Source organism: Campylobacter concisus (genome assembly GCF_015229955.1).
Lineage (GTDB): Bacteria > Campylobacterota > Campylobacteria > Campylobacterales > Campylobacteraceae > Campylobacter_A > Campylobacter_A concisus_AT.
In genome coordinates this window covers 108,817-134,791 of the sequence record NZ_JAAKYZ010000004.1, presented here as the reverse complement: position 1 = coordinate 134,791, position 25,975 = coordinate 108,817, and the positions used below count along the sequence as shown (strand labels likewise).

General features: G+C 38.5%; 26 protein-coding genes. 10 read left to right on the top strand and 16 right to left on the bottom strand.

Going from position 1 to position 25,975, the window contains the following annotated elements; translation table 11 throughout:
* Positions 1-47: 47 nt before the first annotated feature.
* The 11 genes from G6W45_RS07195 to dcd form a co-directional block, all read right to left on the bottom strand.
* Positions 48-818: an oxidoreductase gene (locus G6W45_RS07195; protein WP_194168023.1), complete on the bottom strand. Its 771-nt coding sequence runs from the start codon at positions 816-818 to the stop codon at positions 48-50.
* Positions 805-1,512 carry an acylneuraminate cytidylyltransferase family protein gene (locus G6W45_RS07190; RefSeq protein ID WP_107812058.1) on the bottom strand — a complete coding sequence of 236 codons (708 nt, stop codon included), beginning with the start codon at positions 1,510-1,512 and terminating at the stop codon, positions 805-807. The genes G6W45_RS07195 and G6W45_RS07190 overlap by 14 nt, the downstream gene beginning before the upstream one ends.
* Entirely contained in the window at positions 1,505-2,407 is a 903-nt protein-coding gene (locus G6W45_RS07185; protein ID WP_194168022.1) for a Gfo/Idh/MocA family protein, read from the bottom strand. Before G6W45_RS07185 ends, G6W45_RS07190 begins: the two co-directional genes overlap by 8 nt.
* Positions 2,408-2,420: 13 nt before the next feature.
* Positions 2,421-3,467: a nucleotidyltransferase family protein gene (locus tag G6W45_RS07180; RefSeq protein WP_107812060.1), complete on the bottom strand. Its 1,047-nt coding sequence runs from the start codon at positions 3,465-3,467 to the stop codon at positions 2,421-2,423.
* The gene (neuC, locus tag G6W45_RS07175; protein WP_194168021.1) at positions 3,464-4,624 is read right to left on the bottom strand and encodes a UDP-N-acetylglucosamine 2-epimerase; all 1,161 of its coding nucleotides are present in this window, start codon (positions 4,622-4,624) and stop codon (positions 3,464-3,466) included. The genes G6W45_RS07180 and neuC overlap by 4 nt, the downstream gene beginning before the upstream one ends.
* Positions 4,621-5,622, bottom strand: a complete 1,002-nt coding sequence (neuB, locus tag G6W45_RS07170) for an N-acetylneuraminate synthase (RefSeq protein ID WP_194168020.1) — start codon at positions 5,620-5,622, stop codon at positions 4,621-4,623. Before neuB ends, neuC begins: the two co-directional genes overlap by 4 nt.
* Before the next feature lie 23 nt (positions 5,623-5,645).
* The gene (locus tag G6W45_RS07165) at positions 5,646-6,257 is read right to left on the bottom strand and encodes a NeuD/PglB/VioB family sugar acetyltransferase (protein ID WP_194168019.1); all 612 of its coding nucleotides are present in this window, start codon (positions 6,255-6,257) and stop codon (positions 5,646-5,648) included.
* A 2-nt stretch (positions 6,258-6,259) separates the two neighbouring features.
* Entirely contained in the window at positions 6,260-7,411 is a 1,152-nt protein-coding gene (locus G6W45_RS07160) for a LegC family aminotransferase (protein WP_194168018.1), read from the bottom strand.
* Positions 7,398-8,585, bottom strand: coding sequence for a UDP-N-acetylglucosamine 4,6-dehydratase (locus tag G6W45_RS07155; protein WP_194168017.1), 1,188 nt, complete (start codon positions 8,583-8,585; stop codon positions 7,398-7,400). Before G6W45_RS07155 ends, G6W45_RS07160 begins: the two co-directional genes overlap by 14 nt.
* A gap of 3 nt (positions 8,586-8,588) precedes the next feature.
* Positions 8,589-10,550, bottom strand: coding sequence for a motility associated factor glycosyltransferase family protein (locus tag G6W45_RS07150; RefSeq protein ID WP_194168016.1), 1,962 nt, complete (start codon positions 10,548-10,550; stop codon positions 8,589-8,591).
* A 197-nt stretch (positions 10,551-10,747) separates the two neighbouring features.
* Positions 10,748-11,308 carry a dCTP deaminase gene (gene dcd / locus G6W45_RS07145; protein ID WP_194168015.1) on the bottom strand — a complete coding sequence of 187 codons (561 nt, stop codon included), beginning with the start codon at positions 11,306-11,308 and terminating at the stop codon, positions 10,748-10,750.
* A 118-nt stretch (positions 11,309-11,426) separates the two neighbouring features.
* On the opposite strand from dcd, the gene G6W45_RS07140 reads away from it, so the two are divergent.
* The 9 genes from G6W45_RS07140 to G6W45_RS07100 all read left to right on the top strand — a co-directional run bounded on the left by G6W45_RS07140 (position 11,427) and on the right by G6W45_RS07100 (position 18,677).
* Positions 11,427-12,269: a DUF3737 family protein gene (locus tag G6W45_RS07140; RefSeq protein WP_194168014.1), complete on the top strand. Its 843-nt coding sequence runs from the start codon at positions 11,427-11,429 to the stop codon at positions 12,267-12,269.
* A 109-nt stretch (positions 12,270-12,378) separates the two neighbouring features.
* Entirely contained in the window at positions 12,379-12,825 is a 447-nt protein-coding gene (gene accB / locus G6W45_RS07135) for an acetyl-CoA carboxylase biotin carboxyl carrier protein (protein ID WP_084041901.1), read from the top strand.
* Positions 12,825-14,156 (top strand): acetyl-CoA carboxylase biotin carboxylase subunit, encoded by a 1,332-nt coding sequence (locus tag G6W45_RS07130; RefSeq protein WP_194168013.1) that lies wholly within the window; start codon positions 12,825-12,827, stop codon positions 14,154-14,156. Before accB ends, G6W45_RS07130 begins: the two co-directional genes overlap by 1 nt.
* Before the next feature lie 78 nt (positions 14,157-14,234).
* Positions 14,235-15,593 carry an MATE family efflux transporter gene (locus tag G6W45_RS07125; protein WP_194168012.1) on the top strand — a complete coding sequence of 453 codons (1,359 nt, stop codon included), beginning with the start codon at positions 14,235-14,237 and terminating at the stop codon, positions 15,591-15,593.
* A 47-nt stretch (positions 15,594-15,640) separates the two neighbouring features.
* Positions 15,641-16,309 (top strand): CsgG/HfaB family protein, encoded by a 669-nt coding sequence (locus G6W45_RS07120; protein ID WP_194168011.1) that lies wholly within the window; start codon positions 15,641-15,643, stop codon positions 16,307-16,309.
* Positions 16,294-16,698, top strand: a complete 405-nt coding sequence (locus tag G6W45_RS07115) for a DUF4810 domain-containing protein (RefSeq protein WP_194168010.1) — start codon at positions 16,294-16,296, stop codon at positions 16,696-16,698. Before G6W45_RS07120 ends, G6W45_RS07115 begins: the two co-directional genes overlap by 16 nt.
* The gene (locus G6W45_RS07110; protein ID WP_194168009.1) at positions 16,688-17,365 is read left to right on the top strand and encodes a DUF799 domain-containing protein; all 678 of its coding nucleotides are present in this window, start codon (positions 16,688-16,690) and stop codon (positions 17,363-17,365) included. The genes G6W45_RS07115 and G6W45_RS07110 overlap by 11 nt, the downstream gene beginning before the upstream one ends.
* A 5-nt stretch (positions 17,366-17,370) precedes the next feature.
* Complete coding sequence (locus G6W45_RS07105) at positions 17,371-18,258, top strand: DMT family transporter (protein ID WP_194168008.1); 888 nt, start codon at positions 17,371-17,373, stop codon at positions 18,256-18,258.
* On the top strand, positions 18,255-18,677 hold the full coding sequence (locus G6W45_RS07100; protein ID WP_021091590.1) for a threonylcarbamoyl-AMP synthase: 423 nt from the start codon (positions 18,255-18,257) through the stop codon (positions 18,675-18,677). Before G6W45_RS07105 ends, G6W45_RS07100 begins: the two co-directional genes overlap by 4 nt.
* Positions 18,678-18,686: 9 nt before the next feature.
* Here the strand turns inward: G6W45_RS07100 and G6W45_RS07095 are convergent, their stop codons facing one another.
* Together G6W45_RS07095 and dcuC are read right to left on the bottom strand one after the other, a co-directional pair.
* A complete protein-coding gene (locus tag G6W45_RS07095; RefSeq protein WP_194168007.1) occupies positions 18,687-20,414 on the bottom strand; it encodes a gluzincin family metallopeptidase in 1,728 nt (575 codons plus the stop codon).
* Positions 20,415-20,423: 9 nt separating this feature from the next.
* Positions 20,424-21,818 (bottom strand): C4-dicarboxylate transporter DcuC, encoded by a 1,395-nt coding sequence (gene dcuC, locus G6W45_RS07090; RefSeq protein ID WP_194168006.1) that lies wholly within the window; start codon positions 21,816-21,818, stop codon positions 20,424-20,426.
* Positions 21,819-22,217: 399 nt separating this feature from the next.
* Here dcuC and G6W45_RS07085 point away from each other — a divergent pair, with 399 nt between their 5' ends.
* Positions 22,218-22,643, top strand: a complete 426-nt coding sequence (locus tag G6W45_RS07085) for an HAD-IA family hydrolase (RefSeq protein ID WP_194168005.1) — start codon at positions 22,218-22,220, stop codon at positions 22,641-22,643.
* A 58-nt stretch (positions 22,644-22,701) separates the two neighbouring features.
* On the opposite strand, the gene G6W45_RS07080 is transcribed toward G6W45_RS07085, so the two are convergent.
* From G6W45_RS07080 to G6W45_RS07070, 3 genes are all read right to left on the bottom strand, one after another.
* Positions 22,702-23,412 (bottom strand): aspartate/glutamate racemase family protein, encoded by a 711-nt coding sequence (locus G6W45_RS07080; protein ID WP_194168004.1) that lies wholly within the window; start codon positions 23,410-23,412, stop codon positions 22,702-22,704.
* Positions 23,413-24,112: 700 nt separating this feature from the next.
* A complete protein-coding gene (locus G6W45_RS07075; RefSeq protein WP_194168003.1) occupies positions 24,113-25,258 on the bottom strand; it encodes a toxin-antitoxin system YwqK family antitoxin in 1,146 nt (381 codons plus the stop codon).
* 106 nt (positions 25,259-25,364) lie between these two features.
* Positions 25,365-25,871 carry a DNA-deoxyinosine glycosylase gene (locus G6W45_RS07070; RefSeq protein WP_194168002.1) on the bottom strand — a complete coding sequence of 169 codons (507 nt, stop codon included), beginning with the start codon at positions 25,869-25,871 and terminating at the stop codon, positions 25,365-25,367.
* Positions 25,872-25,975: the final 104 nt, after the last annotated feature.

Below are 25,975 nucleotides of genomic sequence, written 5' to 3'. Positions count from 1 at the left end.
GCTAAATTTGATGCTTTAAAGCCTTAGCAATAAACTAAGGCTTTAAATTATAAACTAAATCCATCATCAACTACAATATTTTGTCCATTTACATATTTTGATACATCACTTAGTAAATAAATCAAAGCACCGCAAATATCATTTGCATCAAGCATTCCTTTCATGCCACATCTTTTTTTATATTGGCTTAAAAATGGCTCAGGCTGTCCATCTAAAATTCCTCCAGGACTTATAGAATTTACGCGGATATTGTCTTTTTTAAACATCTTTGCCATGTATTTTGTCATGCCAAGAAGGCCATGTTTTACTACTGTATATTCGACAGGAGAGTGCATATTTGTTCCCTCGTAGGTCTCAAAAGCAGGAGCTCCGATACCTTGTATAGATGAGATATTTATGATATTACCGTGACCTTGCTCTAAAAAGTATTTTATAAAATTTTGCGAGATATTAAAGTATCCGCCAAGGTGTAAATTTAAGAAGGCATTGAAATCATTCATATCTATCTCAAAAAATTTCTTACCGTAATTTTTATTTTTTGGATAGGCGTTATTTACCAGTGCATCTATGTGGCCATATTTTGAGTGTAAGAAATTTATGGCTTCATTAACAGAATTTACGTCACTGATGTCAATTTGTAAAACTTCGATTTTCGCATCTTTGTTTGAGTTTTTTATCTCATCTTTTAGTAAATTTGCTCTTTTTGTGTCGACTTCTGCTATTACTCCAACTCCGTTTTGACTAGCGATGGCTCTTATGAAAGCACTTCCTATCCTACCAGCCCCTCCCGTTACTACTATGACTTTATCTGTTAGCATTTTTTTCCTTCATTAAAAACTCTACAAATTTAAAATCCAGTTCACAATCTATATCGATTGATCTGTCTTCACTCATCACATAAAGCCCAGTTTTTGGCAAAAACAATGTATCGTTATTTAGTAAGGCTTCACGTTTCCAGATATAGATAGAAGCGTTCATATCATAAGTCTTTGGTGCATCTTGTCGTCTTACAATAGCTTTTGCTAAAGTTTTCGCAAGCCCCACATGTCCATCAGGATAAATTTCAACCAAGTTAAAGTACGGACTTCTTCTGCTTGGCATTGCAGTTATTAGATTGTCATTTTCATCGCGCAGAAACTGATTGTAAGCGTTTATGATATCGCTCACATCACGAAGTGGAGCTGTTGCATCAAGATCGATCTCATAATCAAATTTTTGCGCATAATGTTGTTCACTTTTTAAAAAAGCATCTTTTATCACATCAAGCTTTCCAGCTGTATCGCTGGCCATAGCAGCATCTCTTTTAAAAAAGACTTCTGCGCCGTATTTTACTGCCGTTTCTGCGATCAAATCGCTATCAGTACTAATTACTATATGTTCAAATAAATTTGACTCTCTGGCTTGCTCTATGGTGTAAGCGATAAGGGGTTTTCCACAAAGCTCACGTACATTTTTCCCTTTTACACCCTTGCTACCGCCTCTCGCACATATCGTACATAAAACATTACTCATTATTTTGCCTTTGAATTTGATCTATTACTCCCATAGTATCTTGTCCTTCACTAAAGCCACAAACGTATCTTTGCTCACCCAAGACATCTTTATGCATAGCTAAAAACATCTCATTTCTTGCCAAATTTGGCATGTTAAAAATTTGCCTATTGATATCTTGTTTTATGAGAGTACCTTTTATGAAATTAAGCTCATAAGTGGAGCCTTCGCACTCCACTCGCACGTTTCTATGCGTCATATGGCTTAGATAATCAATGCTTATATTGGCTACTACATTATTATCTGTTTTGCCAAAGATCAAACATAAATCATCGCTTGTTATCTGCAAATTTGAGATTTTATTTTGAAAGCTTTTTACGCTCTTAAATTTGCCACACAGCCACATGGTATAGTCTAACTCATGACTAAGATCTAGCAAAACCCCACCGCCTTTTTCTTTGCTAGCACTATAACATTTTCTATAGTCTTCATTCCTCCAGCTTGGTAGATACTGTCCACAACTAGCATTTATGTATAAAATTTTTTCACTCTCCAAAAACTCTTTTAGTTTTTGTAAAAGTGGATGAAATCTAAGCACGTAGCCTACAAAAATTTTATTGTTTTTTGGTGTAAAATCGTAAAATTTCTCAAACAAAGGCTTTTCACAAAGTATTATTTTATCTTTTACTTTCTCGTCTAGAAATTTTAAATTTTGCAAATGTAAAAATGTGGGAGTTGCTATGACAAAGTAGTCAAACTTGTCTAAATTTGAGACTTCTTCTAAACTTTTGTAACAAATTTTATTGGCTACATTTTGGCTAGTAACGAGGCAGATCTCATCTATCTGCGGTAAAGCTTCCAATACTTCGTAATGCCTTTTACCAATCGAACCATAGCCTAAGATAAGAGCTTTCATCTAAAATGCCTCATCAAAATATTTTTGCGTATTCTTCATTTGCTTTTTGATACTCTTCTAAGCGGCCTATATCGATCCAGTACTCATGTATAGGAAACGAGATTACGTTTTTACCTTGGCTTATTGCTTTTTCAAAAAGAGTCGGCATATCGTAAAACTCATTTTGTGGTATTAGATCTAAAATTTCTGGCGAGAGCATATATATCCCAGCACTTACAAAAAATTTCTGCACCGGTTTTTCTGAGATCTCTACTATCTTGTTGTCATTCATTTTTACCACGCCGTAAGGAACCTCATAGTCATACTCCCTGACGCACATTGTAGCCGTCGCTTTATTTAGTGTGTGGTAGTTAAAGATATGCTCGAAATTTACATTTGTAAGAAGATCGCCATTCATTACAAAAAATGGTTCGTTTGGTCGCTCTTTAAGTAGGCTTAATGCACCTGCTGTACCCATTCTTTTTTGCTCCAAAATGTAGTCGATGTTTACTCCAAATTCTTTGCCGTCACCAAAATAGTCCTTGATGATGTCTGCATTAAAATTTACACACATCGTGATATTTACAAAGCCATACTCTGCAAATTTCTCAACTATCGTTTGAAGTATCGGCTTGTTTCCGACCTTTAACATTGGCTTTGGAGTATCTTGCGTAAGCGGTCTAAGCCTAGTACCAAGGCCTCCTACCATTAAAATGACTTTGTTTGTTTTACTGGCCGGTTTTATAATATCTTCGATATCTTCTATGCCAACTAGCTTTCCAAGTTCATCTATTAGTGGGATTTTATGAAGCTTTTTTGCAAGTGCTATTTTTAGTATTGACTCTTTTGTGTCGCCAACATTTGCAATACTTGGACTCTTGTGCACTATAAGATTTATATTGCTATTTAGATCAAGACCATTTAATAGTCCACGCCTAATATCCCCATCTGTTACTGTACCTACAAGGCTATCGTTTTCATCCACGACGATAGCTATTTGGAGCCCACCATTATTGATTGTTTGTAGGGCGTCTTTTATGGTTGAATTTACGCTTAGCTTTATATCGTTTACTATTCTCATTTCAAACCTATATCATAAAATTTCTTTTTCAAAATATCATCAAGCTCGATCTCTTTTAAAATTTTAACCATTTTTTTGCTTGAATTACCACCATCATATGGATTGGTAGTATCTTTTAAAACTTGCTCAAATTCTTTTGAACATACCCTTTTGATAGCGGCTAAAATTTCTTCTTTAACGGGCCTAACGTCTATCACACTGCTAGCTTTTGCACGTCCTTTTTGGCGGTCGCCTATATTTATGGTGGCCTTTTTAAAGCTTGGGACTTCTGAAAGGCCACTTGAGCTATTCCCTAGGACTATATCAACAAATTTTATCGCACTTAGATATCTCAGCTGTCCAAGTGAAGCAAATGCCACAGCTTTTTGTGAATTTTTACTCACATACTCGTCTATCATGTTATTTATCACATCACTATCTGTATCGCTATTTGCCTTCGTAAAGATAAAATTTGTATCTTTTAACTCATCTATTGCTTTTAAAAGCTCGCTAAATTGCTCTTTTGCACTACTATTTTCAAGTGTTACCGGATGAAATGTGATTAGTATATTTTTTTTAGCAAGCTTAAAATTTATAGACTTTTCAAACTCATCTTTATTTAGTAAATTTAGCTTTTTTATATTTTCAATGCCAGGACCGCCGACATTAAAGACTCTGCTAGGTTCTTCTCCTAGCTGGATTATACGATTTGCATACTCTCTTGTAGCTGCAAAATGAATATGGCTCATCTTTGTTATGCTGTGCCTAAAAGCCTCATCAAATGCCCCTTGAGTAGTTTCTCCACCATGTATGTGTGCTATTGGTATTTGCATGATACCAGCTACGCCAGCTACGCCAAATATCTCGTATCTATCGCCAAGAAGCACCAATATATCTGGTTTAAGTTCGCTAAAAGCTGGGGCAAATTTTTCATAAACCTTTGCCATCTCAGTGCATATATCAAGCTTTGAGTGCGAAGAGCCTAAAATTTCTATCTTTTTATCTATCTTAAATTCTTTTTCAATCTCTTTGTATGTGAGTCCAAACTCAGGACTTAGGTGCATGCCAGTGACAATAAGCTGAAGCTCAAGCTCACTATCTGCCTCAATTTCTTTTAAGAGCCAGTAAAGTAGGCCATATTCAGCTCTGGTGCTTGTCACTACACAAATTTTTCTCATATCAGATCATCTTGTTTATAATCTTTTTGTGAAATTTGTCCAATTACTTCATCCCATCTCATAGGATTTATGCCATCCCCTGGACGTTTTACACAGATATTTTGTTCGCTAAAAATTTCGCCTTTTTTTATATCACACTTTGCTACAATCGATTTTCTAGCTATTTTTATATTTTCACTCTCACTTTTGCTAAAGTGCTTAAGTCTATTTCCAAGTGCTAATTCAATATTTCTAATGCTCCTAACCATAGCCGCCAGCTCATCTGGCTCAAGGCTAGCCTTGTGATCAGGTCCAGGCATGCTCTTATCAAGCGTAAAGTGCTTTTCTATGATCTTTGCACCCATGGCAACCGCTGCGATATCGACCTCAATACCAAGCGTATGATCACTATATCCGACCTCAAGCCCAAAGGCATTTTTTAGAGTTATCATCGCCTTTAAATTTACATCCTCCATCGGCGTTGGATACTGCGTATTTGCATGAAGAAGGCTTATGTTTTCACGTTTCGTGCCGCTTTTTACAAGTACATCTATTGCGGCTTCTACCTCGCCTAAATTTGCCATACCAGTTGAGAGGATGATCTTTTTATTTAAGCCACCTATCTGCCTAAGATAGGGTAAATTTGTTATCTCGCCACTTGGGATTTTAAATGTACTAAGCCCAAGCTCATGAAGAAGCTTTATGCTATCGCTATCAAAAGGAGTTGAGAGAAATGTGATATTTTTTTGTTTGCAGTAGGCAATGAGCTCCTTGTGCATATTTTCATTTAACTCGAGTTTTTTTATCATATCAAATTGACTCTCGTTTTTATCGGTAGTTTGTTTTTGGTAGCTAGCTTTTTGTGCATTTTTTGAAACTAGATTTTGAGCTTTAAAGGTTTGAAATTTCACTGCATTAGCGCCAGCTTTAGCTGCCACGTCGATCAGCTTTTTGGCTAAATTTATATCACCATTGTGGTTAACCCCAGCTTCAGCTATGATAAAAACACTATTTGACATCAAATTTCCTTAAAATTCCAGTTTTACGCCTTTATAAAAGCGTTTTTCTCCAAGCTTCTCATCACACTAGTTCCGCCGCCTATGATAGAATTTTCGCCTATCACGATATACTCTTTGCTGGTTGCATTGCTGCCAAAAAATGTCTCATCTTGCACGACAACACCACCATTTACCACGCTTGCTGTTGAGATATGGCAATGATCGCCGATAGTTGCGTCATGCTCCACAAGCGCCTTTGTATTTATGATGCAGTTTTTGCCGACACTTGCACCAGCGTTAATCAAGGCATGATGCATCACAACCGTTCCCTCACCTACACTTGCATGCTTTGAGATATACGCAAGCGGAGAGATAATGACTGGAAGGCCAAAACCTATCTCTTTTAGTAGCGCAAACAGCCTTTTTCTAGGCTCACTGCTTTTTATCTGCCCAACCGTCACCACAGCATTTTTGCATGATGTAAAAACCTCAGCCAGATCATCATCGCTACCTATAATCTCATAGCCAAGCACCTTTTTGCCAATATTTTCTGCCGTATCTATAATGCCAATTATATTAAATTTAGCTTCACTCTCAATAACATCTATCACACTCTTGCAGTGCCCGCCGCCACCTATTAAAACTATATCTTGCACGGCTATACTCTTGCACTACTTGGGATATTTACTATCCTATCACTTAGAAATTTAGCATTTTTTAGCTCATCTTTTTGGCACTCCTTAAACATATCAAGCTCATTCATAAGCTGCCAGATAGGACGCGTAAAAACGCCATTTTCATTACTAAATTTCAAAAACTCATCTCTTCTTTCATGGCTCTCAAACAGCACCGCATTTAGCCAAAAATTTGACCTAGCATCCACCGGCTCATCTATAAATTTCACATCATCAAATTTAGAAAAATACTTTTTATAGATCATCGCAAGCTCGCGTTTGCTCTTTAAAAATAGCTCCAAATTTTCTAGCTGAGCCACAAGCAGGGCCGCGTTTAAATTTGGTAGGCGGTAGTTGTAGCCGATCTCGCTGTGGCGGTATTCAAAAGGATGTGGCACCTTGGCCGTTGTGGTGATAAATTTAGCGTGCTTTGCTATCTCCTCGTCGTTTGTGATGACAGCTCCACCACCTCCACTTGTGACTATCTTATTGCCATTAAAGCTCATGGCCGCAAGCTTGCCAAAATTTCCTGTATGAGCGCCTTTATAGTAGCTACCAAGGCTCTCGGCACTATCTTCTACCAAAGCGATGTTCCAATGCTTGCAAATTTCAGCTATCTCATCTACCTTGCAAGGCAGTCCAAAAGTGTGCATAGGAACGCAGGCACGCACTATCCTGCCGCTAGTTTTATTTACACAGTTGCCCTCTTTTAGCTCGCAGTTTTTCTCCAAAAACGCACTAAGTGACGTTGGCGACATACCAAGCGTGTCAAGGTCAACGTCCACGAAAACTGGCTTTGCAAAAAGGTAGCTAATGGCGTTGCAAGTGGCTATAAAAGTAACTGGTTGCGTAATCACTTCGTCATTTTGCCCAACACCAGCTAGTTTTAGACAGATATGAAGCGCAGAGGTGCCATTTGTCGTAGCAACTGCGAATTTAGCACCAACCATTTGAGCTAGCTTACTCTCAAGCTCATCTACAAATTTACCGACACTTGAGACGAAACTAGAGTCGATGCACTCAAGTAGATATTTTTTCTCATTGCCTATAAATTTAGGCTCGTGAAGCGGGACTTTATCCTTGCCAAAGGTGCTTTTTATAAATTTCAAAACCTCGTCAAAATCACATCTTTTCATCGAGATATTTTCCTGTTTCTTTATGCATAAAATTTGGTATGAGTTCGAAGACCTCGCGCAAAACGTCCTCTTTGCTCCATGCTAAGCTTGATTTTAAATTTAAGATATTGTTTTTAAAAATTTCTAGCTTTTTGCTGTCAAAATTTGCATCATTTTTGACTATGCCGATATTTTGAAGCCTTTGCATATCAAGCCTCTCACCGTCAACAAAAAACTCCTCATAGTCCTTCTCTCCAGTCGTGTCACTAGGCGCAAAAAGGCAAGGGTAAAAGCCATCTTTTGGAAGCTCTTTTGCAAGCTTTCTGGCCTCCTCCTCATTTTCACATAAAAATGGCTCGTATCCTAAATTAGCCAAGTAGCGCTTGGCTATCTCGCTAAATGTTATAAGGTCTAAATTTTCATCTAGTTTTGGGAAAAATATATCTCTATTTTCACCAAAAATGGTACTTAAAAGACAAAGCTCGCCGCTCTCTTTTGGCGTTAGGAAGTAGCGCCTGACGTCGTTTGGGGCGACTATAGGCTGAAGTTTTTCTATGCGCTTTTGAAATCCAAAAAGAAGTGAGCCGTCGCTAAATGCCACGTTTGCAAATCTAGCCATTGAGACGTCGATCTCTAAAGAGTGCCTAAATGCAAACATCTCCATGATACGCTTGCTAGCTCCCATTAAATTTACAGGATTTGCAGCCTTATCGGTGCTAACGCAAAAGTATTTTTTTGACTTCATATCCGAAGTTTGAGCCAGCGTTTTATCAGTGTTAAAGATGTTTGTTTCAAGCATTCTCATGAGTGTAAATGGGTCTTTTTCGCTTCTAACATGCTTTAGCGCTGATAAATTTAACACGTAGTCAAATCCACCACTCTGCGCTAAAAGTGCGTCAAATTCGGCACTTGCAACATCTATAGCAAAAGTTTTAAAGTCACCATTTATATATCCAAACTCACTTCTTATGTCACGCACTAGCTCAACAAGGTTGTTTTCAGAGATATCAACGACGTAGAGTTTTTTGGGGTCTCTTATAAAAATTTCTTTTGTCACGGCTGAACCGATAGAACCGGCACCACCAATAACTAGAAAGCTCGAACTTGAAACTATCTCTTTTAAGTCTTTACCAAGCGCATTTATGTCATCTTCAAAGAGGTTTTTCGTGCGTCCTATTAAGCTTAATATATCCATGCTTTAGTCTTTTTTTGGAAAGATGCCACGTTTTTTAAGCTCTTTTATAAGAGGTTTTGAGGCTTCTTTTGTTGTTTCTATATCCGCATTTATACCACCAGCTGCTGAAAATAGCCAGTATTTATGAAATTCTATCCATTCAACTAATTTATTAGTTTTTTCTTCGTCTGTATCACTTGGTGCTACTGATACTTTAGCAAGCTCTAGTTCTTGGTGATAAGTCGAGATAACAAAGATATTTTCTATATATCTCATATACTTTTTATGAGATATGCAATTTTTAAGCTTATCTATCTTGTTTGATATCCCTACAAGCTGTTTAAAATGCTTTGTATTTATTTCATTCTTATCTCTTAAAAGCATAAAATTATCAATTTTTGGAGTTAATTCTAAAAATACTTTTTCTATTTTTTCTTTAGCTTGTGTTTGAACTCTTATTTTGTTTTGTATTACTTCATAGGCTTTTAACAAATTTTTGTTAGCCACTTTATCGCTATCTTTTTTGATATTTGGTAAATTTTTAACTTTTTTACCTTTGCAAAGCTCATTCATAACTTCTAAAAAAGGTTTCTCTATGGCACCATTTATTCTAGCTCCACCTTCAGTGCAGTTATATGATTTTATATCTTCTAATTTAGCCTGCTCGATATCATTTTCAAATTGATTTTTAAAGAGCATCCATACATAAGTTGTTCTTACTTCTCCTTCGCCACCATAGGCAATAGTATATAAATTTTCGTCCGGCTGAGCGATAGTGTGACCTTTGGCATGACTTGCACCATCTTTACCAAAAGCAAGATCTTGACCTATAAAAATAATATTTTTATGTCCTAGTACATACGCTAACTGGTAGGCCATATTTGCACAACTGTGTCCGACACCAAGATATCCATATTTGTTGAGTCTAAACATTTTTTCTTCTTGTTGAGGCCTCATCGTAAGCACTAAACGTCTAGGTAATATATTTTTTACAGTTTGGCTGTGTGTTACTGAAGCCACAATAAAATTTATATCATCATCAAATCCAGGGTGCTTTTTTTCAAAAAATGTAGAAGTAGGTATCATTCGCTCAATTGATGTTACATAATCTGGCTTTATGCCATTTCTTGCAAGTATCGGATATGATGCATCGACACTTATAATGCTTACATAAGGTGCAAATTTCTTAAGTGTTTCTAGCTGTTTATCTAGGCTTGGCCCTGTTGAAACAATGATCGCTGTATCCATAAGACCGTGTCTTTTTTTAACTAAATTTGTATAGCAGTAATTAGTAAGCATATGAGGTAGATTCTCAATATGCTGTTTTGTGCCTATTAGAAGATCATCTATACTATTTCCATGGGAAACTACATTTTGAGAAAAAGCTCTTGTTATATCTTTGTTTATTTTGATATAGTCATCTGCAAAATTATCATAATAGTTAGAGTGGATTATTAAGCTATAAGTTTTAGCATATATATCTAAATCACTATGCGATACGAGATAGTAAAACTGTACATATGTAGCAAATTCGGAATAAAAAAGAACAATTTGTTCATCTTTAAGCTCATCTGATATATCAATAATATTTAAAACAAGATGTATGATTTCAAGTTCTGGTTCTATGATAACAATTTTTTTATGAGTCTTATTTTTTGCTAAAGCTTTATAAAATATACCAGTTCCTAAGCCATAAAAGAAAAGTCCTGGATATCTTTTATATTTTTTTTCTATATCATCAAGCATTTTACTAATTTCTTCAACCGGATCTTTATATATTGTTTCATTAGATTCTTTATTGATGATGTTTATGTGTATTGGATCACTTTTATCTAGAATGATTTCGTATTTAGTTTGTATACTCATACCAAAAAGTCTAGCAGCCAAGACCTCATCTTGTTGAAATAGTGCTTGAAGATTTTTTTCAAAAATAGGGTTTGTTATTCCACTTAAATTTCTTTCTTTTGTCTTTTTTTTATCTGACATGAATATCCTTAAAAATATGCTAAGTATAGTATTAAAACACTAAAAATTTAAGCAAAAGCTATGCCAAAATTTTAAAATTTATTACAAAAGTTTTTATCTTTCTAGATTCTATTTCGTCAAATTTTAATTAATGTTTAGAGGAAATTATAAAAGCAGCGTTTAAATTTTGCCTTTGCAAAGTCGCAAAGGCATGAAAATTACTTCAAAATTCTAGGCAGCGTAATGCCTTCTTGGGCTTGGTATTTGCCGTTTTTATCAGCATAAGTTACCTCGCAAAGCTCATCACCCTCGATAAATAGCACCTGCGCGATGCCTTCGTTCGCATAAATTTTTGCAGGAAGTGGCGTTGTGTTTGAAATTTCTATCGTGATGTGCCCCTTAAATCCAGGCTCAAAAGGCGTGACGTTTACGATGATACCGCACCTTGCGTATGTGCTCTTGCCAAGGCAGATCGCTAGCACGTTATCAGGCATGTTGAAGTACTCAATCGTGCGCGCTAAAGCAAAAGAATTTGGCGGTACGATGCAGACGTCGCCCTTAAAATCCACTACGTTTTTCTCGTCGAAATTTTTCGGATCGACCACGGTTCCGCCGATGTTTGTAAAAATTTTAAACTCATCACCAACGCGGATATCGTAGCCGTAGCTAGAAACGCCGTAACTAACGACGCCGCGTCCGACTTGTTCCTCAGCAAATGGCACTATCATATTTTTCTCAACAGACATTTTTCTTATCCAAGAATCTGACTTTAAACCCATTTTTGCTCCTTTTTTGGGCGATTATAACGCTTTGCGTCTTTAAAGTAAATTTAATAAAGCGAATAAATTAGATGAAAATTAGTATAATTTTAACAGCAAAAATTAATAAAGGACAAAAATGCAAGAGAAAAATGCAGAAATTTTTACTGGCGAGCGTGCGATGTTTGGGGCAAAAAGTGTAAATTTTACAAACTGTATCTTTGAAGATGGCGAGTCGCCGCTAAAGCATAGTTCAAATTTAAAGCTAAATGAGTGCGTTTTTGCCTACAAATACCCACTTTGGTACGCAAGCGATGCCACGCTAAATGGCGGATACTTGGAGCCTCTAGCAAGAGCTGGCATGTGGTACAGTACAAATTTAAGCTTCAAAGACGTGGTCATCAACGCTCCAAAAAGTTTTAGAAAAAGCTCGCAAATTTCGCTAGAAAATATAAATTTTTCAGATGCTAGTGAAACACTTTGGGGATGCACGGATGTGAAGATAAAAAATGTCTTTGCCAGTGGCGATTACTTTGGGGCAAATAGTGAAAATTTAGAGATCGATGGGCTAAATTTAGATGGAAACTACTGCTTTGATGGTTGTAAAAATGTCCATATCACAAACTCAAAGCTCATTTCAAAAGATGCATTTTGGAACTGTGAAAACGTGACCGCGCAAAACTGCCTAATCTCAGGCGAATATCTGGCTTGGAACTCAAAAAATGTAACGCTCATAAACTGCACGATAAAGAGCTTGCAAGCACTTTGTTACGTGGAAAATTTGATCGTAAAAGATTGCATTTTTATGGATACGAGTCTTGCGTTTGAATATTCAAGTGTCGATGTAAGCACAATCGGAGCGATAAAAAGCATAAAAAATCCAAAAAGTGGCGTGATAAGGGCAGCAAAGATAGATGAGATCATCATCGATGAAAATTTAGTTGATACTAAAGGCATTAAGATAATTATTACTGAAAAATAACTTAGCAAAAAAGAGTAGCTTTGAGTTCTCGTTTTTGCTTCATAAAAAAAATTTTTATCTAATTTTCGCTACAATTAGACGCTTATATAAAAATTTAGGAGAAATTTCTATGAAAAAAGAAGATATAAAAGAGCTTATCGAATTTTTTAATGATATGGAGATGAATCATATCAAAATAAAAAGTGGTGATTTTGAGGTAGAGCTTGAAAAATTTTCAGATTATTGCGCGCCTGCTAAACCAGCAGCACAAGCACCAGCTCCAGCACCTGTAAATGTAGTCGTTAATTCAGAGGTAAAACCAGCTGCAAACTCGCCAAAAGATAGCATAAAATCTCCTATGGTAGGTACTTTCTATGCTGCTCCAAGCCCAGGTGCTGCCCCATTTGTAAAAGTAGGTCAAAGAGTGAGAAAAGGCGATGTAGTAGGCATCATTGAAGCTATGAAGATCATGAATGAGATCGAGGCTGAGTTTGACTGCCAGATCACTGAGATGCTAGTCTCTGACGGACAGCCAGTTGAGTTTGGATTGCCTTTATTTGGCGTGGAGAAAAATTAATGGAATTAAAAAGAATTTTAATCGCAAACCGCGGCGAGATCGCTCTTCGTGCTTTGCGAACGATAAAGGAGATGGGTAAAGAAGCCGTTGTAGTCTATTCAACCGCTGATAAAGACGCACTTTACGTAAAATATGCTGACGTAGCCATTTGCATCGGTAAAGAGCGCTCAAGCGATAGCTATCTAAATATCCCAGCTATCATAAGTGCCGCTGAGATCAGTGAAGCAGACGCTATTTTCCCCGGATATGGCTTTTTAAGTGAAAATCAAAATTTTGTTGAAATTTGCTCACATCACAAGATCAAATTTATAGGACCAAGTGTCGCTGCGATGGCTTTGATGAGCGATAAAAGTAAGGCAAAGCAAGTCATGCAAAGAGCTGGCGTACCAGTCATTCCCGGCTCAGACGGTGCTGTGGCTGACACAAAGGCTGCAAAAGAGCTAGCTAAAAAGATAGGCTATCCTGTCATCTTAAAAGCTGCTGCAGGTGGTGGCGGACGTGGTATGCGCGTGGTTGAAAAGGAGGCTGATTTAGAAAAAGCGTTTTGGTCTGCTGAGAGCGAGGCGATGAGTGCATTTGGTGATGGCACAATGTATATGGAAAAATATATCCTAAACCCACGCCACATCGAAGTTCAAGTAATTGGCGATAGCCATGGCAATGTACTTCACATAGGCGAGCGTGACTGCTCCATGCAGCGTCGCCACCAAAAACTAATCGAAGAAAGCCCAGCTATTTTGCTTGATGAAAAGACAAGAGAGAGACTTCACGAAACAGCCATAAAAGCGGCAAAAGCGATTGGTTACGAGGGAGCTGGTACGTTTGAGTTTTTGGTTGATAAAAATTTGGACTTTTACTTCATCGAGATGAATACAAGACTTCAAGTTGAGCACACAGTAAGCGAAATGGTAAGCGGACTTGATATCATCGAGCTTATGATAAAAGTGGCTGAAGGCGAGGCACTACCATCACAAGAGAGCATTGAGCTAAAAGGTCATGCGATCGAGTGCAGGATAACAGCTGAAGATCCAAATACATTTACGCCGTGTCCTGGCAAGATCACAAAATATGTCTGCCCAGGTGGCCGCAATGTAAGAATGGATAGCCATATCTATCAAGACTACTCTATACCGCCGTATTACGATAGTATGATCGGCAAACTTGTGGTTTGGGATATCGATAGAAATAGGGCGATCCATAAGATGAAAGTAGCTCTTGATCAGCTCATAATAAATGGCATCAAAACAACAAAAGATTTTCACATCGCTATGATGGAAAACAAAGACTTTTTAAGCAATAACTACGATACAAATTATCTTTCAAGACACTAAAATTTTTAAGTCAGGATTTGCAAAAAGCAGATCTTGGCTTAAATATTAAAATTTTTTTAAGTTTATCTTAGGGGAAGCATGGTAAACAAAATCAAAGATCAAAATACAAAATTTTTCTCAAATGCTAATCTTGCAAAGCTCTTTTTCCCTATTGCGGTTGAGCAGTTTTTAGAGTATAGCCTAGGGCTTGCAAACTCGCTAATGGCAGCAAGTGTTAGCGAAAGTGCTGTAAGTGCGATTAGTCTTGTGGAATTTGTCATGGCGCTATTTGTTAGCATATTTACTGCTATCGCTACTGGAGGCTCAGTGGTTGCTAGCCAGTATCTTGGCAATAAACAAAGTGGCAATGCCAAAATCACAGCAAATCAGCTCGTTTGGTTTAGTTTTATCTTTGCCCTTTTTATCGCAGTGGTCATCATAGTTTTAAAAGATATTATCCTAGATTATGTCTTTGGTGATATTGGTGAGCAAGTAAGGCATGATGCTAGCCACTATCTTGTTTTCTCGGCCATTTCCGCGCCATTTTTAGCTGTCTATGCAGCAGCTGCGGCGATCTTTCGCACGATGTCAAATGCCAAGCTTCCTATGTATATTATGGCGGCTGCAAATTTATTAAATGTATTGCTCACTGCCATTAGTATTTATACATTTCATACTGGTATTTTAGGTATCGCCATCAGTACGCTTATAGCCAAGGTGCTCGCTTGCTTTGTTATAGTCTATCTACTCCTTGATATAAGGCTAAAACTTCACGTAAGAAAGAGCTTTATCTATAAATTTGACTACGAGATCATCAAGAAAATTTTAAATATCGGAGTGCCTTATGGCTTTGAAAATTCGATGTTTTATGTGGGTCGCATCATCGTTTTGAGCCTTGTTTCACTCTTTGGCACAGCAAGTATCGCTGCAAATGCCGTGGGAGGGACGATCGTGATGTTTCAAGTGCTTCCTGGTATGGCGATAGGCACAGGGCTTAGCGTGGTTATCTCAAGGTGTGTTGGTGCAAACGACTTTGCTCAGGCTAAATTTTACGTAAAAAAATCGATGATAAGCATCTATATTGTCCAGCTTTTTAGCACAGCAGTAATTTTGCTTTTACTTGAGCCACTGCTTAGGGTTTATAATCTCTCAAGCGAAGCTATAAATTTAACAAGACAGATCGTCTGGTATCACGGTATCGCTATGTGTCTTATCTGGCCACTTGCCTACACATATCCAACCGTTTTTCGAGCAGCAGGGGATGCTAAATATCCGATGATTGTAAATTTAGTTTGTATGTTTGCTTGTAGAGTCATCTTGGCCTATGTCTTTGCACTTACATTTGATCTTGGCATGATAGGTACTTGGTTTGCAATGTTTGCTGACTGGGCCGTAAAGGCGGTGCTTTTTACGATTAGATACTTAAAAGGTACATGGATGAAATTTAAAGCTATTTAAAAAGAAATTTAGTAATATACAAGCGATTTTGTCGCAAAGGATAAAAAATGAAAAATATATTTAAATTTGGTGCAGTTTTGCTTACGGCAGCTCTTTTTGCTGGATGTGCGAGTGAGAGTTCAAGGGTTGTTGAGACTCCAAAAGTAGCAAGCTACGGCACAGTTTACAATGGTCAAAAAATTTCGGTTTCGATAGGTCGATTTAATAATCAATCAGCTTACCAAAATGGTGTATTTGCTGATGGCGAGGATAGGCTTGGCAACCAAGCTCAAAGCATTTTGATCACAAATTTACAGCAAAGTGGTAGATTTTTGGTGCTTGATAGATCAAATATGAAAGTGATCAAACAAGAGAGCGAGCTAAGTAAAACCGCTCAAAATCTAAAAGGCGCAAGATACGTTATAACTGGTGATGTGACCGAGTTTGGACGAAAAACTACGGGTGATCATCAGCTATTTGGCATACTTGGCAAAGGCAAGCAACAAACTGCCTATTCAAAGGTAAATTTAAATATCGTTGATACCAAAACAGCCGAGGTTGTCTATTCAGTTAGCGGTGCTGGAGAATACACCCTTTCAAACAGAGAGATCATCGGTTTTGGTGGCACAGCAGGATACGACTCTACGCTAAATGGCAAGGTTTTAAGTCTAGCTATTATTGAAGCAGTAAATAATCTAGTAAATGACATAGAAAGTGGAGCATGGCAAGTAAAATAAAGCTTGCCAGCCTCGCGCTTTTTGTGCTATTTTTAGCGGGTTGCGGTCATTCAAACGGCCCAAGATCACTTTATTATTGGGACGGATCATATAGTAGCTCGCTATATAGTTATCTAAATGAAGAGGGCGATACAAACGAGCAAATTTCACGCTTAGAAAATTTGGTGCAGATATCAACACAAAAGGGCTATAAGATCGCTCCTGGCGTATACGCACACCTTGGACTTTTATACTTAAATAACGGAAATTTAGGCGCTGCAAATGCAAATTTTGACAAAGAGGTTCAAAATTTCCCAGAGTCAATGGAGTATATAAATTTCATCAAAGGCTCTAAAAATTTAACTCCAAAAAAAGTAGAGCAAAAAGAGGGGGCAAATAATGAAAAATAGCCTTAAATTTATAGCCGCTATATTTTTGGTAGTTTTTTTTACGGGTTGCTCTATAAAAGAGCCTGAGCCATACGACTACTCAGAATTTTTACAAAAAAGACCTCACTCTATCTTAGTGCTTATGCCAACAAACGATAGCACAGAAATTTCAGGTCCAGCTGCTGTTTTAGCAAATGCAGTCGCACCACTAAGTGAGGCAGGATACTATGTATTTCCAGTGGCTCTTGTAAATGATACCTTTAAGCTAAATGGTATAACCGAGCCAAGTGAGATCGCAGCCGTGCCACTAAATAAGCTTGATAAAATTTTCCATGCTGATAGTGTGCTTTACGTCAATATAAAAGATTATGGCACGAGCTATGCGGTCATCTCAAGCTCAACAAAGGTTGTCCTTGAAGCAAAGCTTATTGATATAAAAAGCGGCGCTACTCTTTGGCAAGGCAGTGCCATAGCAGCAGAAGATAGCAGTAGTGGCCAAAGTAGCCTACTTGGCATGTTAGTCTCAGCTGTCATCTCACAAGTGGCAAATACCATCTCAGATAGATCATACGATCTAGCAGTAATGGCAGATGCTTATTTATTTTCAAGAGATTGCCATAACTGCATACTTTATGGACCATATTCGCCGTATTATGGCAAAGATGCACAGCTTCATAAAGATAGATAAATTCAATGAATACTCATCGTCTTGGGATACTCCTTACTTTAGTTGGTGGTATCCTTTGGGGATTTAGTGGGGTTTGTGGGCAATATCTATTTTCACTTGGTATAAGTTCTGATTTTTTGGTGCCATATAGACTTATGCTAGCTGGCATTGTTATTGTGATTTTTTATGCTTTTAAAGAACCAAGTGCCGTTTTTGCTCCGATTAAAGATATAAAGCTACTTGGCGAGTTTTTAGTCTATGCCCTGCTTGGGCTTATGATGACGCAGTACGCTTATTTTTACTCCATTGAGCTTTCAAATGCCGCAGTTGCGACTGTTATTCAATACACTGCGCCAGTTCTCATCCTAGCCGTCATCTGCCTAAAAGAGAAGCGAGCACCAAGACCACTTGAAATTTTAGCTCTGCTTTGCGCGATGCTTGGCGTATTTTTCCTAAGCACACATGCTCAAATTTCATCTATTGTCATCTCGCCAAAAGCGCTATTTTGGTGCTTAGTTAGCGCTATTTGCGTCTGCGTTTATAACCTAGCTCCAGCAAGGCTAAATACGAAATATTCAGTCACTCTCACGCTTGGCTGGGGCATGGTTATGGGCGGAGTAGTGCTTGCTTGTTATATGAGAGTTTGGAATTTTGCTGGGCTTAATGGGATAAATCAATGGCTGGCATTTATTGCTGTTATTACGCTTGGCACCATTTTTGCATTTAGCTTTTATATGATAGGTGTTAAGCTAATAGGCGCAGCAAAAGCTAGTTTATTAGCCTGCATAGAGCCACTAAGTGCAGCCTTCTTTGGCTACTTTTGGCTTGGGACAAAATTTGTATTTTGGGACTTTTTGGGATTTGCCCTAATAATCTCTTGTATATTTTTACTATCAAAAAGAGAAAAATTATGATATTTCTAGCACAAACCGATACGACAGCTGGCTTTTTGAGTAAAGATTATAAAGAGATAAATAAGGCCAAAATGCGTGATGAGAATAAACCTTGCCTTATCACGACGGCAAAATTTAGCGTTTTAAATGAGCTTGTTAGAGTGCCAAAAAAGTATAAAAATTTTATACGCCGTTCAAGAAAAGCTACATTTTTGTATCCAAATTTAAAGGCTATTAGAGTCGTAAAAGAGTGCGAGCACGAAAAATTTTTAGCTAAATTTGACTGGCTTTATTCAAGTAGTGCGAACAAAAATGGGCAAAATTTTAATGAAGCTTGGGCTATGAGCGTGGCTGATGAAATAGTAGATGATCATTTTTTCGAAGATGCACCATCAAAAATTTATAAAATTTCTCGAAAAAAGATAAAACGTTTAAGATAACTAGCGAATTTATACGGTCACTACCTTTTTAAACTCATCTAAATTTTTTAGCGCTTCATCTATGCCAATCAGCCAAAATTCACACTTTGTCGTATCTTTTTTAAAGTGTTTTTTCACTAGCTCTTCTACGCTTTTCGTGCCGCACTCTATTAAAAATTGTTTATAAATTTTGCAAAATTTTGCTTCGTCTTTTTTAAACTCACTTAGAAAGAATTGTGATAGTAGATAACCGACACTATAAGGATAGTTGTAGATATAATTATCTGTTTTATAAAAATGTGGCTTAAAATATGGCAAAAATTCTTCAACATCGCTCGTGCTGTCTTTATAAAATTTATCCCAAGCTTGCTTTAAAAGATCGTTTGCATCTTTTTTGCTGACTTGACCTTTTTGTCGTAGTTTTAAAAAGCTAGTTTCAAACTCGTATCTAACGCTTATATGTAGTAAAAAATTTGCAGCACTTTTTAGCTCTTGCCATAAAATTTCTACCCTAAGTGAGTCATCTTTTTTTAGTTCATTTCGTAAAAGAGTCTCATTAAATGTACTCGCGCTCTCGGCTAAGCTCATTGGAAAGTTTGCGCTTAAAACCGGAAGATCACGCATCAAGTAGTAGTGCCAAGCATGCCCAAGCTCATGAGCTTGCTGGATTAAGTGCGAAAGAGTATTCATGTATGTGGTAAAAATTCTTGGTTGCTTAAATTTTGGTAAACTTACAAAAAATGCTCCACCAGCTTTATTTTCTCGTACATCGCTTTCTATCCAGTGTTTGTCTATCATAAGCTTGATAAAGCTATCTTCACCCAGTGGTTTTAATGCTTTCTTGATGATTTTAATAGCCTCGTCATGAGAAATTTTACTGTGCTTGCTAAGTGGATAAGGTGCCAAAAGATCGCAACTTCTCATACTTTTGCCACCTAAAAAGCTAGCTCTTACTCTTACGCATTCTCTTATTTTTTTCACTCTTTTGCTAATAGCTTCTTGCATGGCGTTTAAAGTGTCAAGGCTCATTTTATTTTCTTCAAGGCTTGGAGTTAAAAAATCAACTTTTGCTGCCTTAAATTTAGCCAGTCTAAATCCATGAAGCATATTTAAGATATCAAGATAAAGATCGGAAAATTTATCATAGTGAGAACTTAGAGCATCAAACACATTTTTGCGTAAAATTTCATCATCTGATCCTTTTAATATGCCCATACATTTTGCAAGATTATAGCTTTGTGTTTTTGCATTTTTATTGGTAGCAGAGATATTTATTAAATTATTTAGATGTCTAAAATTTGTAAAAAGTGGGAAAAAATTTGTGAGCGCTAAATTTGCAAAAAAATCTCTTTCACTCTTTTTTCGTATTTTGCTCTTGCTATTTTTATGCCCTAAATATAGAAATTTTATATGTTTAAATTGAGTGCTTTGAAAAATTTTATTATCATTTTTTAGGCTATCAAATTTATCAAAAAGTAGCTCCTTTGCCGTATCAAGTTTAGCTTTTTGCTCTTTTATTTTTAGCTCAAATTTACTAGCTAGCTCATCTTTTGTATTATCACTACTTTTGCAACGACAAAATGCGAGTAGGCTAGCCGCTTCTTTGTACGCTTCTTCGTATGAGATGATAGCTTTGGTAAGCTCGCTATTGTTTAAAAAATTAACCAAATTTTCATTTTGTGCTTTTAAATTTTCAAACGATGAGGTAAAAATTTCGTTATCAAAATCTACATAAGAATCATCAAAGCTCCATCTCATATTTTCTCCTTAAAATGATAGTAAAAATACAAATATATGGTGGCTTATAAGACCTAAAATAGCTGGTACGCTACATCTTTTAATGAGCGAAAGCGGGCTAATGTGAAGCATACCTGAAATGGCTACAACTACGCCAGAGACAGGTGAAAGTGGTCTAGCTATTGTGGAGGCTTGATGCATAGGAAGCACGAGCATAACAGAGTTGATGTTTAAACTCTTAGCTATATTTGGCACCATATTTAAAAGTGGATAAAAGCTTGCGCCATTTGAGCCAGCTATGATTGTAACGATGGTTGTTATAAATACAAAAAGTATAGACATGCCAAGCCCTCCAAAGCCTATGCTTTTTGCCAAATTTACAATAGCATCAAGCATACCAAGGGCTTTAAAACCTTCAGCAAATATACCAGCTGCCACAACCAACATAACAACACCGCTTAAGCTTTTTGCCATGGCATTAAAAAATACTTTTAGCCCTTCGCCAAGCTTTTCAAAGCTAAATTTATGCCTAAATGCTTCAAAAACCATAGCAATTATCATAGAAAGGATTATGACGCTTGATATATTTAATTTTATGGTTTTTAAACAATATGGTGAAAAAACTACTACTAAAATCATCGGTAAAAATGGTAAAAGAGCATAGATCATAGGTGCTTGCTCTTTTGGAACATCCACCTTATCGTCAAAACTAATGCTCTCTCCTACATGCTCGCTACAAACCCAACCTTCTTTTTTGTCTAAGTATCTATTCCAAAGAACTAATGCAATGCCGATCACGAGCACAGTTGGAAGAGCTGCTGGAATTTTATAGATAAAAACATAATCAAACACCTCAAGTTCAGTTGCTTTTGCAGCAGCGGCTGTCGATGAGCCAAGAAGTACCATTGAGCTAGCTCCACTCATCGCACAAATACTACCAACACTTAGTTTATTTAGTCCTAGTGATATAAGAACTGGTCCAAGAAGTGCAAGACAAAGCACGCCAAGTCCAACCGCGCTGGTTATGACCATGCTTATAAGTTTTGCTACGCAAAAAGCTATGAATATCATAAAATATGGGCTTTTTATGGCTTTAAACCTTTTTGTGGCGATGCCTACAAAGGCTTGATTTGCTCCGATATGAGTCATATAACTTGCAAAACCGACCATTAACATGATTAAAAGTCCAAGTTGTGAAAAATTATTTGAGAGCGTATAGCGGATAAACTCAACTACATCCAGTAAGGAATTTCCAGTGCTCTTTACCTTTTCTGGTAAAAATTTTCCCGTATCAAGAATGACTGAAGAGACAAGCATGATAACACCAGATAGTAAAAGCACGAAAGTGGCGTATTTGCCTTTTAAAATCGCCCAGCCTACGACAAAAAGCGTAAGTAAGGCTATGATTAGACCAAGAGTATGCATTTTTGCTCCTTATTAAGATATTTAAAAACCAGAATACAAAAATCAAAAATACATTTAAAATATAAAAAATAATATTTATATGCTTGCAATTATACTACTTGTTATATTGAAATTTCGCTTTTATTTATAAAAATATTATCGATTTTATAAATGAGATTGCTGCTTTTATTACTAAGATGCAAAAGATAAATATAAAAATTTTAATATTAAGTGCGACTATTGTAGTGTGATTTAAAGCTAATTAAAGTATTCAAAATATAAAAGATGCAAATATTTGGTTTGGTAAAAATTCAAATGATGTAAATAGCAACTTATTTTAGTATTTACTCCCTCGGAAGTCCGTTTTTACCCTGCTTGTCGCTGATTAGCTTACCCGATTTGTCGTATTTTTTGGCGCGGATGAGCCTGCCGCGCTCAAACTCGCCATGGGCCTCTAGTTTGCCGTTTGCAAAAGATGCCGTAGGTTTAGCATCTAGTATTGCTGATGTCGGCGTAGTTACTACGAAAACGTCAAAATTTTCGGAGATTTTGCTTGAAAATTTAGGGGTCTTAAATTTTATAAAAGTGGTGGTAGGCCGCGACGACGTGCTAAATCCAAAACCTAACGCGGAGCCCGTAAATTTAGCTCTCACAAAACTTGGAAAAGATAAGCGAAACGCATTTATTATAGGCGATACGCAGATGGATCTAATGGCGGCAAAGAACGCCGGCATCAAAGGTATCGGCCTAACTTGCGGATACGCGGATGCGCAAAGTCTAAAAGAGCATTCGGATTTAATATTTCAAAACGCTTATGAAGCGGTAAAATTTTTAGCAAGCAACTAAAATTAGTGGATTTTATTAAACAACCTTGCTTACCGCTCGGCTAAGTCATTTCCTTCGTCTAGCGACCATTTTGATTAAGCGTAGACAGCGCCGCCTCAACCGCCGCGTCAATGTGTATCTGCGTCGTATCAAAAAGTCGCATATCCGTATCCGCCTGCGATACCAGCAAGTCTATCTCGGTGCAGCCAAGTATCGCTCCTTGCGCGCCGCGCGACCTAAAATCCTCGATGATGCGCAAGAAATTGGCCTTTGAGCTAGGCGCGATTTTGCCGTAGCAAAGCTCCTCAAAGATGACGCGATTTACTTCCGCCATATCCCCCGCGCTTGGCAAAAGCACCTCCGCGCCGCCCTCTATCAGCCGACTTTTGTAAAAATCCTGCGTCATCGTATAAACGGTGCCGAGCAGCCCTACCTTGGCGACGCCTGCGTTTTTTAGCGCTTTTAGCGTGGCGTCCGCGATGTGCGCTACGGGCACGCTAACGGCGCTTTGCACGGTGTCAAAGCACCTGTGCATCGTGTTTGTGCAGATGAAGATAAAATCCGCCCCGCCGCATTGTAAAATCCTAGCATGCCGCGCCAAAATTTCGCCCGCGTCCTCCCATCTGTTTTCGCGCTGGCAGGCCTCGATCTCCTCGAAATTTACACTGCTTAGCAGTATCTCCGCGCTGCTAAGGCCGCCCAAGCGCTCGTTTATTTTGCGATTTATTTGCTCGTAATACGTTATCGTAGACTCAAAACTCATCCCGCCGATTAGGCCGATTTTTTTCATATTTTCTCCTTAAATTTCGGCGATTTTACGGTTTTAAATTAAATTTGCTATAAATTTAAATTTCGTCCGCCGCGTTAAATTTGGCAGTAATTGCCTAAAATAACGAGTTAAAATTAGGCGCGTAAATTTTTTAGCCTGCGACGAAAATGTGGTCAAATTTTAGCGCGCTAGCGACCTAAATTTGCGTGTAAATTTTATCGGCTAAAAGCGGCATTTTGATTACTTCGCGCGGGCGGATTAAATTTACGGCTTTTCGGTTTGGCAAAGTTTTATTTTTTGCAAGGTAAAATTGCCTGCAAATTTTACCCGTTCGCGTCCGCAAGTCTCGCGCCTACGTTTTTGGTGAGCTTCGGATCTTTAAATGCAAGCTTAACGCCCAAACCGCCTCCGTTTTATGCCTGCAAATGCCTAAAAACCGCATTTTGCCATCAAATTTCGCCTAGACCCGCCCCTTGCCGCGCAAATATCGTCGCTTTATGTTTTAGCGCTTTAATCTCGCGCCGTGAAATTTAAGCGCCGTTTGCGAGTAGTCGTTTCGCGCGGTAAAATTTATAAAATTTCGCGGCTTTTTATCGCTTCGTCGCTTTTTAAGCTTTGCGCGCCAAATTTCCCGCCAAAGCGATATAAGCGTTAAATTTACGGCTAAAAGCTAAAATTTAAAGAGCGAATTTAAACCGCAAAGGCATAAATTTAGCTAATCTTACTCCCTTGGCAGTCCGTTTTTATCAGACTTATCGCTGATTAGCTTACCCGATTTGTCGTATTTTTTGGCGCGGATGAGCCTACCGCGCTCAAACTCCCCCTCGGCCTCTAGCTTGCCGTTTGCGTAGTAGTGTTTCGCCGTGCCGGTTTCCAGCCCATCCTCAAACATCACTCTGGCTTTTAGCTTGCCGTTTTCGTGGTACTCCTCATATAGGCCGTGATAGCGCCCGTTTTTAAACATCACTTTCGCCGCTATCGCCCCGCCCTCGTAGTAGTCCAGCCCCGCGCCCGTTTGGCGGCCGTCTTTGTACTCGTATTCGCCTCGTAGCTTGCCGCTTGGGTAGTATTCGCGCGCGGCGCCGTCCTTTTCGCCGTCTTTGTAATTTTCTACCACGCGCGTTTTGCCGTTTTCGTAAAATCGCTTCCAAACGCCGTTTTTGCGGTCATTTTTGTATTCGCCCGTCTCCTCCACGGCGCCGCTTTCGTAGTACCACGTCTCCGCGCCCTCTCGCTTGCCCTCTTTATACGTTCGCTTGCCGCGGATTTTGCCGCTTTTGTAGTAGTCGGTGTCCTCGCCGTTTCGCAGTCCGCCGACGTATGGGCTGCGCGCGCTAACCTCGCCGCTAACGTAATAGTCGGTAAATACGCCCTCTCGCTTGTCTGCCCTGTAGGTGCCCTCCTGCTCTAACGCGCCGCCCTCGTCAAAGTAGTAGCGGCGGTAGCGCCCGTCTCGGACACCGTTTTTATATTCGCTCTCACCCATCAGAGCGCCGCTATCTGCGTGGTAGTGCTTCGCCGTGCCCTCGCGGACGCCGTTTTTTAGAGGGTATTCGTTTGAGGGTTTGTCCCTGCCGTCAAAGTAGTCCCTGTATCGCACCGCCGTGCCGCTCTGCACGTCGATCTCGCGTATGAGCGTGGGCGGCAGAGGTTTTAGCCTCGGATAGACCATGCCCATCGCATTTACGTCATATAGGTCCTCGACGCTGTAGCGCAGCATCTTTAACGTGCCGTCGTAGGGCTTGCCTTTTACGTAGTAAAGCCCGTTTTTTAGGCTCGCTTCGGGCTTTATTACGATTTTTGGCTCTAATGCCTGCGCTCCGACGGCTAGAAGCGGAAGTAAAAATAGAAATTTTAGGATTTTCATGGTTCTCCTGCTTTGTTTGATTTAGGTAATTTTAAAATTTGAAATTAAATTTAAGGTGAAGGCGCGATTATTTCGGATGAGTTAAATTTTAGAATTCGCGTCAAATTTAGCCGTCTTTTAGCGCCTCTGCGACGACTGCCCAATCTTGCACGAGCCTTTCAAAGCTAAAATTTGCATTCGCCGGGCTAGTCGAGGGTAGCTTGACGGGCTCTTTGCCCGTTGCATTTAAAATTTGAGTTTTTAGGTATTTTTCGCAGATTTCGTGCGCCTTACCGCCGTTTGCGTAGACTTGCGTGATATTTGCGGTTTTGAAGATCGGCTCTAAATTTGCAGGCACGACGGCGGTCATTTTAGCATCGCTCGAGCCCTTTATCTCGCACGAGATCGCAGCGTCGTAGATAGCGATGCGGCTGGCAAGCAGGAAATTTATCTTTTCGTCCGTACTTGTAGGCGTTGGAGCGTTTAAAATCCCAGCCAGCACCCGCCAAAAGCGATTTTGCGGATTTGCGTAGTAAAAGCCAAATTTACGAGAAACGACGGAAGGGAAGGAGCCGAGGATTAAAATTTTAGAGTTTTTATCGAAAATAGGTTTAAAAGGATGGGTTTGGCTCATTTTGCGCCTTTTAAATTTGCCGCGTTAAATTTAAAATTTTCAAATTTGAAAGCAAATTTAACCGCCCGAACGAGCGGCTAAATTTACAGATATTTTCCATAGCC